The organism is Gemmatimonas sp., from assembly GCF_044344655.1.
Taxonomy (GTDB): domain Bacteria; phylum Gemmatimonadota; class Gemmatimonadetes; order Gemmatimonadales; family Gemmatimonadaceae; genus Gemmatimonas.
The window spans coordinates 1-12,742 of record NZ_JBIJCN010000035.1 but is presented as its reverse complement, the minus strand read 5'-3'; the positions used below and the strand labels follow the sequence as shown (position 1 = coordinate 12,742).

Annotated in this window: 11 protein-coding genes and 1 tRNA gene; 4 read left to right on the top strand and 8 right to left on the bottom strand. The window is 67.1% G+C overall.

Features of this window, described 5'->3' with window-relative positions; genetic code table 11:
* Window positions 1–6 precede the first annotated feature (6 nt).
* The 4 genes from ACIQ51_RS10175 to ACIQ51_RS10160 form a co-directional block, all read right to left on the bottom strand.
* Window positions 7–1,605, bottom strand: coding sequence for an amidohydrolase family protein (locus ACIQ51_RS10175; RefSeq protein WP_396204928.1), 1,599 nt, complete (start codon window positions 1,603–1,605; stop codon window positions 7–9).
* A 188-nt stretch (window positions 1,606–1,793) separates the two neighbouring features.
* A complete protein-coding gene (locus ACIQ51_RS10170) occupies window positions 1,794–2,342 on the bottom strand; it encodes a GNAT family N-acetyltransferase (protein ID WP_396204927.1) in 549 nt (182 codons plus the stop codon).
* A 39-nt stretch (window positions 2,343–2,381) separates the two neighbouring features.
* Window positions 2,382–3,671 carry an NRAMP family divalent metal transporter gene (locus tag ACIQ51_RS10165; RefSeq protein WP_396204926.1) on the bottom strand — a complete coding sequence of 430 codons (1,290 nt, stop codon included), beginning with the start codon at window positions 3,669–3,671 and terminating at the stop codon, window positions 2,382–2,384.
* Between the two features lie 168 nt (window positions 3,672–3,839).
* Entirely contained in the window at window positions 3,840–4,811 is a 972-nt protein-coding gene (locus tag ACIQ51_RS10160; protein ID WP_396204925.1) for an alpha/beta hydrolase, read from the bottom strand.
* Window positions 4,812–5,020: 209 nt separating this feature from the next.
* On the opposite strand from ACIQ51_RS10160, the gene ACIQ51_RS10155 reads away from it, so the two are divergent.
* Together ACIQ51_RS10155 and ACIQ51_RS10150 are read left to right on the top strand one after the other, a co-directional pair.
* Window positions 5,021–5,896 carry a DUF4184 family protein gene (locus ACIQ51_RS10155; RefSeq protein ID WP_396204924.1) on the top strand — a complete coding sequence of 292 codons (876 nt, stop codon included), beginning with the start codon at window positions 5,021–5,023 and terminating at the stop codon, window positions 5,894–5,896.
* A gap of 7 nt (window positions 5,897–5,903) precedes the next feature.
* Window positions 5,904–6,875 carry an alpha/beta fold hydrolase gene (locus ACIQ51_RS10150; protein ID WP_396204923.1) on the top strand — a complete coding sequence of 324 codons (972 nt, stop codon included), beginning with the start codon at window positions 5,904–5,906 and terminating at the stop codon, window positions 6,873–6,875.
* Window positions 6,876–6,980: 105 nt separating this feature from the next.
* Here the strand turns inward: ACIQ51_RS10150 and ACIQ51_RS10145 are convergent.
* Both ACIQ51_RS10145 and ACIQ51_RS10140 read right to left on the bottom strand, forming a co-directional pair.
* Window positions 6,981–7,062, bottom strand: a tRNA-Leu gene (locus ACIQ51_RS10145).
* A gap of 42 nt (window positions 7,063–7,104) precedes the next feature.
* The gene (locus ACIQ51_RS10140) at window positions 7,105–8,574 is read right to left on the bottom strand and encodes a pyridoxal phosphate-dependent decarboxylase family protein (protein WP_396204922.1); all 1,470 of its coding nucleotides are present in this window, start codon (window positions 8,572–8,574) and stop codon (window positions 7,105–7,107) included.
* A gap of 45 nt (window positions 8,575–8,619) precedes the next feature.
* On the opposite strand from ACIQ51_RS10140, the gene ACIQ51_RS10135 reads away from it, so the two are divergent.
* Complete coding sequence (locus ACIQ51_RS10135) at window positions 8,620–10,239, top strand: hypothetical protein (RefSeq protein ID WP_396204921.1); 1,620 nt, start codon at window positions 8,620–8,622, stop codon at window positions 10,237–10,239.
* Window positions 10,240–10,257: 18 nt separating this feature from the next.
* Window positions 10,258–10,833 (top strand): outer membrane beta-barrel protein, encoded by a 576-nt coding sequence (locus ACIQ51_RS10130; protein ID WP_396204920.1) that lies wholly within the window; start codon window positions 10,258–10,260, stop codon window positions 10,831–10,833.
* 86 nt (window positions 10,834–10,919) lie between these two features.
* On the opposite strand, the gene ACIQ51_RS10125 is transcribed toward ACIQ51_RS10130, so the two are convergent.
* Window positions 10,920–12,452 (bottom strand): trypsin-like peptidase domain-containing protein, encoded by a 1,533-nt coding sequence (locus ACIQ51_RS10125; protein ID WP_396204919.1) that lies wholly within the window; start codon window positions 12,450–12,452, stop codon window positions 10,920–10,922.
* 104 nt (window positions 12,453–12,556) lie between these two features.
* On the bottom strand, window positions 12,557–12,742 hold a 186-nt coding region (locus tag ACIQ51_RS10120; protein WP_396204918.1), incomplete at its 5' end, for a hypothetical protein.

Below are 12,742 nucleotides of genomic sequence, written 5' to 3'. Positions count from 1 at the left end.
CGCCCGCTAGCGAGGGCGGCGCAGCGCCCGCCCCGGACGCGCACCGGTCATGGTGCTGTTGCTGATGACCGGGGTGCCGTTCACGTACAGGTGCACCACGCCATCGGCGTAGTGGTGCGGGTCCGTGAAGCTGGCGCGGTCCACGAAGCGGGCACGATCGAACACCACCACATCGGCGGTGGCGCCGGCTCGCAGCACACCGCGATCGGTCAGGCCCAGAGTACGGGCCGGCACCGAGGTCATCTTGGCGATCGCCTGTTCAAAGCGCAGCACCCGGCGCTCACCCACGTAGCGGGCAATCACGCGAGGGAACGCGCCGTAGCTGCGCGGGTGCGGGAAGCCCTGCCCGGGACGTACGAGATCGCCGTCGGTCGAGACCATCGCCGAGGGATGACGCAGGAACGCCTCGATGTCACGTTCGCTCATGGCTTCGACGGTCGCCGTGAAGCCTCCGGCACGCTGCAGATCGATCAGCGCCGAGGTGATGGTGCGCGGGGAGTCCTCGAGCCCGCGATTCCGTAAGTACTCTGCCAACGTACGCCCCGCCCACTGCGGCGCCGCTGGCAGTGTTCGAAACCGGATGCTCGCGGCGGTTCCGGCCGTCTGCGCCAGAAAGATCGATGGCATCTCGCGGTGCAGGCGCTCGACCGTTTCAGGGCGCGCCAGTCGCGCCGACACCGAATCCTGCCCATCGGCGAGCACCCAGCCGGGAAAGAGCACATCGGAGTAGGTGCTGTACGCGGGGTAGGGGTACACGTCGAAGCTGACCCGGATCCCCCGCGTGGAGAGCGAGTCGAAACCGCGCAGCACCGCCGTACTCTTGCCCCAGTTGGCGCGGCCGGTGCTCTTGAGATGACTCACGTGCACCGGCTGCGACGAGTTGCGCCCCACATCGACCGCCTCGGCGAGCGCCATCTCCAGTGCCACGCCCTCGTCGCGAAGATGCGTGACGTACAGCGATCCTGGCCTGCGTGACGCGCGGGCTAGGGTAACCAGCTCGTTGCGCTCCGCGTACACGGCGGGGATGTACTCGAGCCCCGTGCCGAACCCGAACGCCCCATCGTCCATCGCACGCGTTACGAGCGCACTCATGCTGTCGAGCTCCGCGGTGGTGGGAGCGCGATTCGCCGTGCCCATGACCCGCTTTCTTGCCCAGGTATGCCCTGCGGTCCACAGGGTGTTGGGCGCCACGCGCAGCGTGTCGAGAAATGTGCCGAGCGGATGCGGCTGATCGAGACTGTGCAGGCTATTGAAGATCGTCGTAATTCCCTGCCGCAGAAAATTCTCTGCGTCGGGTGACTGGGCGATCGCCGAGATATGCGCGTGAGGGTCGATGAAACCAGGGGCAACCACGAGACCACGCACGTTCACCACGCGGGCGGCAGGGGCCACCACGCGAGCCGCCACCTGCACAATCCGGTCGCCTTGCAGCAACACATCGGCGCGGCGCGCGGGAGCGCCCGTGCCGTCGACCACGAGCCCGCCGCGGAGGAGAATGGGCTGTACCGGTGATTGCGCGAGCGCCGACGAGTGGCCTGTGCCGAGGATCACGATGCCGGTCACGACGGCCGCCGTATACCGCAGGCAGCGTTGGCGCAGGGTCATCTCGGCGTCACCGAGGCGGCCTTGCCGTACTTCGCATGCCACGCCACCAGCCGCAGCCGGAAAGCGGTCGCGGTGTCGAGCGGTGGTCGGCGAACACGACGGCCGCGAAAAAGAGCGGAAACGTGACATGTCGCGATGCTACCGTCTTCGGCAATCCGGCGCAACGGACGCCGCCGCATCGCGAGAGCTCAGGGTCGTAGGGGGCGCTCCGTCATTGCCTGCAGTGTGGTCGGCGACTCCCACGCCACCCGATACTCCGGCAGCAGGCGCCCGTCGCTCGCCTCGCGGTCCACGTATTCCACCTCGCGGCCGCCCATGCGCGCGTAGAACCGCCGTGCCGGGAGATTGTCGGCGAAGACCCACAGGTGCACGGGCGTGCCGGTGGCGTGGGTCCTGCCCCAGAGGCCAACCGTATGCAGCAACTGCCGTCCAATGCCGAGCCCCTGATGCGCGGGGAGCACGTGGAGGTTGTCGACGAGGGTGCCCCACTCGCGATCCTCGCGGGGCCGCACGAACACGAAACCCGCGGGAAGGTCGTCGATGAGTGCGAGCCAGCCACCCCCCGTTGCTGATGGATGCAGCTTGGTGGCCCATACGCCGGTCCGCTCCGCTTCGAGATCCCCATCGAGAAAGCCGTCGCTGAGGATGTTGCGGTAGGCGCGACGCCAGCTGACGGTGTGCAGCATGGCCACGGTCGCCACGTCATCGGCGGTCAGGGAACGGATCGTGAGAGACATGACGCGTGTGTGGAGGGGCTGGAAGGCGCGTCGCCTTGCTCACACGACGAACATCCCCACGCCAGCGACGAACATGACCACGGTGGTCACGCCCACTACGATACGTCCAAGCCACGAACTCGGTTGGCCTTGCATGAGACGGGGATCCGCCGCGGCGATCAGGATGCCCACCAGCAAAAACGGAGCGAGTAGCCCGTTGAGTACCGCCGTCCAGTACAACGCGCGCACGGCGTTCACGTTCGCGAAGTCCATCAGGACGCCGGCGGTGAGGGCGAGGAGGATCACCACGTAGAATGCCGGCGCGCCGCGGAATCGCTCGTCGATCCCCTGGCGCCAGTCGAACAGTTCGGCGAACGCGTAGGCTGCAGAACCGGCAAGGGTGGGGATGGCCAGCATACCCACTCCCAGAATGCCGACGGTGTAGAGCAAGGTGGTAAAGCGCCCGGCCAGCGGTTCGAGTGCCTGAGCGACCTCGCGACTGGTCTCCAGGTCTTGGATGCCCGCCCGGTGCAACGTGAGCGCGGTAGTCAGAATGATGAAGAACATGGCCACATTGGAGAAGAACGTGCCCACGCCCACGTCGAGGCTCCGTCGCGCGATCTCCTGGCGGGTGGCTCCACGCCGATCGACGAGAGTCTGACGCCCGGCCAGCTTTTCCTCTTCTACCTCCTGCGATGCCTGCCAGAAAAAGAGATATGGGGAAATCGTCGTGCCGAGGATGGCGACGAGCGTCGCGAACGCGTCGCGACTGCGGGGGAGGCTCGGCGTCACGGTATCGTGGACGATCGTGGTCCAGTCGGGGCCAATCTTGATGGCCGTGATGACATAGGCGAAGAGCACGAGCGCCAGCCATTTGAGGCCCGTGGCAATCGTCGCATAGCGAAGCCGTACGGTAGCGAGCGCGATGCCCGCGGCGAACACGACCACCCAGACATGCGAGTCGACAGTGGTGAGGAGTTCCGCGGCGTCAGCCATGCCGGCGAGGTCGGCGCCGATGTTGATCGTGTTCGCGAGAAGCAGTGACAGACAGGCCGTCACGAGTACCGGACGGGGGTACTTGTCGGCGAGCGCCCCCATGAGCCCCTTGCCGGTCACCATCCCAATGCGGGCACACATGGCCTGGACGGCCGCCATCAGTGGCCAAGTGAAGAGGGCGGCCCAGAGGAAGTGGGTCCCGAACTGCGCGCCCGCGATTGAGTAAGTGGCGATGCCGGAGGGATCGTCGTCGGCGGCGCCGGTAACGACACCGGGGCCGAGGGTCTGCCAGAAGCGGCGGACGGCACCGAGGGGGCGGCGGAGGCCGGCGTCTGCAGTAGGCACGGTACGCATGCTGCCGGTGTCCTGCGCGAGAAGAGTCTGCCGAATGAGCACCGTCCGCAATCGCGGCGGTGGCGGCCGTGTCGTGCAGCCGCGTCCCTCTACACTACGCGCCGGCGAACGATCTGGCGACTAGGGCCCGCATATTCCCGTGCTCGAGTGGCGGGCGACACGTCAGGCTCACTGGGAGCGATAGAAGTCCCACCCGCGATCGCCGAGCGCCGCAAACAACCCCATGGGATCGTGGCCAACGCCCGGCAGCAGCTGCAGCTCATGCGTGATGCCGAGGGTGCGAAGCATGGCACTGAACGCCACGCTGCCTGGCGCCGTATTGTCGGCATCGCCCACCACGATCCGCATACGAGGCCGTGGCGCCGATGTCCGTGCAAAGAGCTCGGCCACCGTTAGCGGGCTCTGCGTGCGGTAGTACGCGAGATCATCGCCGTAGACCTCGCGAAGGATCTTGGCGCGCTCCTCGGGGTTCGCGCGTGCACGCGGGCCATCGAAGTCGAGATCGAGCGGTCCAGCCGCGAGCATGGACACCGCGCCAAACAGATCGGCGTAGCGCAAGCCAATGCGAGCCGCCCCATGCCCGCCCATGCTGAAGCCCTCGAGGATCCGGGCGTTGCGTGTGGCCACCGTGCGGAACCGCGCGTCCACCTCCATCACGAGGTCACGTGCTAACACTGTTTCCATGGGTATGCGACCGTCCTTGGAGTCGGCCCACATGCTCGATGTCATGCCATTGGCGAACACGACCAGCATTGGCGGAATACGCCCGGACCTGATGGCTGCGTCAAAGTGTGCAGCCAGCGGCACGATGCCGCCTGCACCCCCGCCGCCCGTCCCGTGGAGCCAATAGAGCACCGGAAAGCGACGCGTCGGCTCCGCGTCATACTGGGCCGGGAGATAGGCATGAAATGAGACGGCGGTGCGTGCGGCAGGACTCTGGAAAATCCGATACACCACGCCAGGGGTGCTCACCGCAGGGGTCACCCATGCCGTCGGCGCGGGCGACGACGGCCCCGTCGGCTGAGTGGGGACCGCGGTATCGGTGGGCTCGCAGCCGAGACTGGCCGCCAGCAGCGCCACGAGTGTGCGTCGAGCCGGACGGCGTGGATGGCGGGCGGCACGTGGTGTATCCGGTTGCATTGCGATCTCCCAGAAAGGATCCGGCCGCAGCGCCTGGCCCGGTGGGGTGGCACCGTCTCACGGATACAACAAATAGAGCGACGAATGGGGCAATCACAAAGCTGTTGCATGATTGCGGCCGGCCCGTGGCCTGACGTTCACGCCAGTATGGGGTCGGGATCCGATGTTGTCGGAGCAACACCCACCTTGGACCGCCACCTCGAGGAGTGATGCCCGCGACCCTGCTCTCGCATCAGGCGCTCGTGCTGCCGCTCAAACTGCGCTGGCCCCATCGTTTCTCCGGGCTGGCCTTATGCATCGGCAGTATGGTGCCCGACTTGGAATTCATCGGCCGCATGGCCGATGACTGGATCTTCTCTCACACGCTGACGGCACAGCTCTGGTTCACTCCTCCGGTCACGCTCCTCCTCGTATGGCTGCTGGCCGAGGTGATGCTTCCGGCGTTGCTTCCGTTGGTGCGGGATGTCCAGTGGCTGCGCCTGCACGACCTTGCGGCACTGAGGGCCCCACGCGGGGTACGGGAATGGACGGTGGCTGCCTACTCGGCATTGATCGGTGGCGTCAGTCACGTACTGCTCGACGCCATTACGCATGGCAACCACTCCGGCTGGCTCGTACCCTTCCTGCCTGCGTTGCGCACCTTGGTGCCCCATGTCTCGGGGCGCGTGCCGTTGCATGATGCGCTGCAGTTTTGGCTGACGCTGGTCTTCGGGGCGGCGTCACTCGCCATGTGGCGCACGATCGTCACCCAACGGCTCTTGTGGCGCTGGCGGTTTCGTGCCATCAGCGAGCTGCCCCGTATGCCATTAGCGGCCGGCCACCGACTGCTCGCATGGTGCGTGCTGGCTGCCGCGCCGGGAGCACTCGTTGGTCGTGCGCTCCATGTGCAGGCAACGGGCAAAGCGCTCACGGCAGCGGTGGCGTTCGGCATGATCGACTTTGCCTTCCTGGCGTTGCTCCTCGCGGCCCTCTACCTGCGCCGTCGCGAGGCGCGGCCGTGGCGTCTCGGAGGGACAGGGGTTCACCATGCTCTGGGCCACCCCGACGATCTTGGTGTGCCGCCGGTGCGGCCCCTCGCGGCGTGATACTCGCATGATTGGTTCGGGAGTGCTGCTGATGGCGTGGTCGGCGTGTGCCACAATTCCCCACCTGCGGAGCGGTGTGGGCACCATGCTCCGCCCGCCAGAAGATCGCGTGGCGGAACGGGACAGTGCGGTACAGGTTGCACCGGGCGAACGGCTGTCGGTGCGCCTGAACGGTACGCCAGCGCTACGCGGTGCTGCGTCGCGCGTGCCGACGCACATCGTGCTGCTCCCCGGCCCGGTGGGATCTGCCTTCTCCATGCGACACGTGTCGGCGGCGTTGTGCGCCCATGGGCTCCCCGTATTGGTCATCGATCCCTTGGGCATGGGACGGTCCTCGCGCCCAACGGATGCCGACTATTCGCTTGCCGCGCAGGCCCGGCGCATCGCGGCGGTGCTCGACAGCGTGGGCGTGGCGCGTACGCTGGTCGTTGCCCACGGCACCAGCGCGACGCTCGCGCTGCGACTTGCGGCGGCGGCACCGGAGCGCATCAGCGGCGTACTCTCCCTTGCCGGCGGCCCCATTGATCGACAGGAAACGACGGGTGTTCGACTCGCGCTGGCACTGGCGCCGCTGCTGGACACTCCGGTCGGTCGGGCGATCGGACGTCGACGGTTTCTCGCGGCCATCCGTGAGCAGAGCGCGGCTCCGGCCTGGTGTACGCCCGATGTGGCGGCGCGCTACCTCGCGCCCATCGAATCCGACGTGCGCGGAACGCTTCGGGTCCTGCGCGCGATGCAGCAGGCCGAGGAGCCATCCCGCATCGAGACCGAATTGCACCGCATCCGTGCCCCAGTGCGACTTCTGGTGGGCGATCATCCCACCGCTCACGCCCCCACCGCCGCGCAGGTGGCGTTGCTGCAACGTCAGCTTGCCAAGTTGCGGGTCGACACCATCACCGGAGCGGGGACGATGCTGCACGAGGAGCGGGCCGATGCCGTGGTGGCCGCCGTGCTCGAGATGCTGAACAACACGCGCTGACCCACCGGATACCGCCGCGATTCACGCACCGCCGCGATGTCCGCGCGCCCGGTGGTGAACGCCTCCATCCCCGGAACCGTGGTCGACGGGGTGTCGAAGGGTCTATGCGAACGCCCGGACTCGAACCGGGATGGGTTGCCCCGCCAGCTCCTAAGGCTGGTGCGTCTACCAATTTCGCCACGTCCGCAAAGGAGACGGTCGCCTGTCGGCCAAACGTCTCCCCCCCGAATTATAGACGGGTCAGCAACTCCCCGGCGCCCGCCTCGGCAAAGCCGGTCAGCAGCTCGAGTGTGGCCGTCAACTCTTCCCGTGTGGCCGCTGGGTGAATAGGGCAGAGGCGCAGCGCGGGGCGGCCATGCAGCAGGGTGCTCATCACCGTCGCATATCCGTTCTCGCGAAGACGATCCACAATGCGCGCGGTGAGGGCGTCGATCTGGTGGGCAGAGAGCCCCACGCCGCGCCAGCGGAACGTGACGATCCCCATCTGGGAAGGCGTCACGATCTCCCATTTCCCGCTCTCGATCAGCCACGCGTGCGCGACGTCGGCCAGCTCGAAGCCCACGCCGATGCCGCGGCGGAATTCAGCCAGGCCGAACGCACGCATCGACAGCCACAGCTTGAGCACCTTGAAGGAGCGGGTCAGCTGGATGCCGCGCTCGAAGAAGTTCACATCGTCCTGAATGTGACGCGAAATATCGGCCAGGTAGTCGGCGTGATCGTCCTCCTCCACGCGAAACGCCAGCTTCATGAGACGGGCATCGCGCACCAGCAGGCATCCCAACTCGAACGGCTGGAACAGCCACTTGTGCGGATCGAGGGTAATGGAGTCCGCTCGCCCAAGGCCATCGAGCGCGGCCGCGCCGCGCGGGTGCAGCACGGCGGCCGCGCCGTAGGCACCGTCGACGTGCAGCCAGAGCCCTTCGCGCGCGCAGAGATCGGCGAGGGCATGCAATGGATCGACGGCACCGGTGTTCGTGGTCCCGGCGTTGGCGACCACGCAGAAGGGCCGCAGGCCATTGGCGTGATCTTCCGCGATTGCGGCCGCCAGCGCATCCACATCGAGGCGCATGTCAGCATCCGTCACAACGGCCCGGCGCTGGCGCTGGCTGAAGCCGAGCACACGAAGCCCCTTCGACATCGAGGAGTGGGTCTGATCAGAGTAGTACACGACCGACGCCGGATCATGGCCACCCAACCGTGTTTCGCGCGCCACCACGATCGCCGACAGGTTGGCCATCGACCCACCGCTCACGAAGATGCCGCTGGCCGTCTCGGGCAGCCCGCACGCCGCGCGTAGCCACTCCAACACGGTCAGTTCGATCTGCGAGGCCGCACTCGAGGCCAGCCAATGCCCGGCGAACACGTTGTGCCCACTCATCAGGAAATCACCCACGGCACTCACGAAGTTCGATGGGCTCGGCACGAACGCATAGAAGCGAGGATGATCGGCGCGGAACGCGTTCTCGAACACCGTGCTGGCCAGCGTCTCGAGCAGTTCGCTGGTGGGCGTGGGGGATTCCGGGGGCGGCGTGTGCAGGAGACGCACCGCCTCCTCCCGGCTCATGGTGGTGGTGGTGTGTTTGCTGCGGACGCTCTCGAAGTGGTCGATGACCATGGCAAGAGCGCGCTCGCCGAGCGCCTGCATGTCGGCGCGGGAGAGCTGCAGGGGAGCGGTGGGCGTGGGCATGTCAGGACGCATGGCGCCCAAGGTAGCAGCCGTGACCCGCCGGCGGTAACGTTGCGCATGCGACTCCCCCATGCGTACCGTCGGCGATTGGCCGCGCCCCTCCTCGCCACAGCGCTCACGCTGCTCTGCACGACGGCTCGGCTCGCGGCCCAGGCGCCGCCAGCTGGTACGGTCATTACCGGGATCCCGGCCGGCAGCGAGCGGGTGGAACAGCGGACGATGGGGAGCCGCCCCGGCGTGCGCCTTGTACGCCGCTTCGACGGCCTCGGCGCCGGCTTCGTGGGGCCGCATGGCGCCACGCTGCTGCGCAATCCGTCGGATAACTCACTCGCCGTGGGACGCCGGCACGTCGTACAGACGGTGAACACCCAATGGGCGATTTTTCGCAAGGACGGCACGCCGATCTATGGCCCGTTGCCCACCAACGCCGTCTTTGCGGGATTCGGTGGGGCGTGCGAGGCGATCGTGAGTGGTGACGCCGTCATCCGCTACGATCAGCTAGCCCATCGCTGGCTGCTGGTGCTGCCGATCTTCCGCCGTGTGCCGCCGGGCATGGTGTCAGATGGACCGCGCACCGCGATGCTGCGGGTACCGCCGCCAACGACTGATGCCACGCCGCGCCCGCTTCCCCCTCGGCCGCCCGCCGACTCAGCGCGTGGCGACTATGCCATGTGCTATGCGGTGAGCGCCACCGACGACCCCATGGGGGAATGGCACCGCTACGAGTTCCGCCGCCCGCTCTTTCCCGACTATCCGCGCCCGGCGGTATGGCCCGACGGCTACTACGTCCCGACGAGCACGGGTGACGAGGTGATCGAAAAGCACCTCTGTGTGGCCGAGCGAGCCCGCATGCTGCGTGGGGAACCGGCGCGCGAGCTGTGCCGCTTTGTGCCGAACGTGAATTTTCTCAATACCTCGGATCTCGACGGGCAGCGGCTCCCGCCCGTCGGTACCCCCAACCTCGTGCTGGCGGCCGGTGGTACGCAGCTGCGTGGTGTGGTGGAAAGCGACGAGCTGCAGCTCTGGCGCTTCGCCGTGAACTGGCAGGACACGGCGCGCACCACGTTGGTGGGCCCTGAGCGCATCGCGGTGGCGCCCTATCGCTATCTGTGCGGCGGACAGCTCACCAACTGTGTCCCGCAGCCCGGGACCGAGCGAGGGCTCGACTCTCAGGGTGACAAGCTGATGCCACGCCTGATCTACCGGCGCTTCGCGAATCACGCGTCGTTGGTCGCCACGCACAGCATCAACACCGCCAACGGGACGGGCGGGGTGCGCTGGTACGAACTCCGCGTGTCACCCACGGGGAGCGTTGCGCTCAGACAGCAGGGGACCTTCGCGCCGGACAGCCTCTATCGCTGGCTGCCGAGCGCCGCGATGGATCGTCTGGGCAACATTGGCCTCGGTTACTCGGCCGGCGATCGTCACACCTATGTCGGGCAGCGTTTCGTTGGCCGCGCACCGTCACACCCGGTCGGTACGTTCGGCTTTCGTGAAGTGCGACTGGCCGACGGTGGGGCTGCGCAGACCTCCACGCTGCGCTGGGAGGACTACACGCAGACCGCTTTGGACCCGGTAGACGACTGCACCATTTGGTACGTGGGTGACTACCTCCGGGCGGGGGCTACCGCATACAGTACGAAGATCGGCGCCTTCCGCATGCCCGGCTGCCGCTAACCTCAACCTGGACCGTACATGAAGCATCTGCTCAGCACGGTGGTGATATCGTCCGCTTTGCTGGTTGGCGCTCCCAGCACGGCGGCACAGTCAACGAAGGGCGTCTTTGGGGGGATCCAATACGTCGGCTCGAGCGTGGATGTGAAGTCGGCGGCAGAGGACCTCCAGTTCGGTGGTGGCTTCGGCGTGCACGCCGGATTTGGGCTCAGTGACACATGGTCGGTCTTGGCCAACTTCGATCGCAGCGTGCTCCCGGGAGTGAAAAACACCTCCGACGTCACGCTCAGTCAGTACGACGCCCTGCTTCGGATGAACCTGCTCCCCGGTGCGAGCTCCCCCTTTCGGGTGTTTCTCGCGGCAGGCGCCACGGCGCGAACGGCCAACGCCGGTCGCGACTTCGAGGACATTGCGCCGACCGGCGGTGCGGGGGCCCAGCTGTTCGTCACGAGCAAGATTGCGGTGAACGGTACGGCGCTCTGGACCTTCGGCAAGCTGACACGCGCCAGCCAGCTCCGGAACGGACAGGAGGGGCAGTTCGAATCCACCGGCACGCGTGTCCAGGCGGGTGTTTCGCTCTATCTCTTCGGCAAGTGATCCGGCGCTGACGGCGCCAAATGCGAACGCGGGGGCGATGGCCACGGCCATCGCCCCCGCGTTCTCGTGTGGCCACGTCGCTGTGGTCAGCCGCCCACGCGGATATTCACCACGCGCTGCCCGAGGCGCGGATCGAGCGATTGGACCAGCAGGCTGACGTAGTCACCGTCCTTGAGGCCGGCGACCGCCGCCTGCAGATCCGACACGCTGCGCACATCGCGACGCGGCGTGGGATAGAGAATGGCCAGCACCACATCGCTTCCGGCGGCGAGCTTTTCGCGGGCCGGTCCGTCGTCCGTCACCTCCGACACCCGCACACCGCGGCCGTTGGTGCGCAGTCGGGCGGCGATGTCGGCCGGCAGCGGTTCCACCGCGATGCCCAGCTTGCCCGCCGACGGATTGGCCGCTGCGTCCGGCGACGCGGTGTTCACCGCGAGGCGGGCGGTGTTTTCCGCTTCGACGAGACGCACCTCGAAGCGCTTTTTGCTGCCGAAGCGCATCACCTCGACCGGGATGCGGTCTCCTACGCGGCGTGATCGGACGATGCGCTGTAGCGAGCTCACACGCTCCACCGGCTTGCCGTCCACGGTGATGATCACGTCGCCCACTTCAATGCCGGCCGCCTTGGCGGGGCCACCGTCGGCGGGGTTGAAGCCGGCCACCTTTACGCCAGCCACTCGCGACAGGCCATTGATGCCGGCATCCTCCGGATCGATGCGGGTAACCGACACTCCCATCACCGGCAGGCGCACGCGCCCGTCGGTGATCAGCGCATCCGTCACGTTCTTCACGAGCGTGATGGGAATCGCAAACCCGTAGCCGCTGTAGAAGCCGGTCTGGCTCGCGATCGCGCTGTTCAGGCCAATCACCTCGCCGCGCATGTTGATGAGCGGACCGCCCGAGTTCCCCGGATTGATCGCCGCGTCGGTCTGAATGAAATCAGAGATGGTGAAGTTGCCCGCGTTGGGGAGGTTGATCTCTTGCCCACGTCCCTTGGCCGAAATGATGCCGGCGGTGACGGTGAAGTCGAGGCCGAGCGGATTGCCAACGGCAAGCACCCACTCGCCGATGCGCGTGGCTTCGTCGTTGCCGATGTTGAGCGTGGGGAGCCCCTTCGCGTCGATCTTCACGACCGCCACATCGGTGGTGCTGTCGGTACCCACGACCTTCGCCCGGAAGGTGCGGCCGTCGCTCAGGGTGATGGATACCTGATCGGCGTCGGCCACCACGTGGTTGTTGGTGACGATGTAGCCGTCGGCGCTCATGATGAAGCCCGAGCCCTCGCCGCGCTGCTGACGCGGCTGGGGGCCGCCGAACTGCTCGAGGAAGTCTTCCATCCCCTGCGGCGCGCGGCCACGCAGCTGGTTCTGACGCGGGCGCACCGAGCGGGTCGTGTTGACGGCGACGACGCCGGGGGTCACGCGTTCGGCGATGTCGGCGAACGAGGAGAGCCCTTCCGGGCCCATGGGACCGCGAGCGGAAACCGCGGGGCGATTGCCCGACGTGCTCTGGGCCCAGCTGATCTTCGTCCAGTCCATGCCGGAGGCGAAGAGGACACCGCCGGCGAAGCAGAACGCCGCGGCGGTTGCGAAGCGGAAGCGGGAGAAGGGTGCAGCCATGGGATGGATTGCGTTGGTGTCGCGGGACATGGGAACCACGTCAATAAGACACCGAAGCCCCGCCGGGAGTTTCCGGCGGGGCTCGGGGTCACGCCAGAGGAACCTTACTTCTTGTCGTCAACGATTTCGTAATCGGCTTCGACCACGTCGTCTTGCGTGGCACCGGCGTCACCCTGCGGCGCGGCACCGTCGGCGGCCGGCGCGCCTTCCGCCGCCGCCTGCTGCTGGTAGAACGCCTGGCCGGCCTCGCTGTACGCCTTGCTCAGCTCTTCCTGGGCGGCGCGGATCTC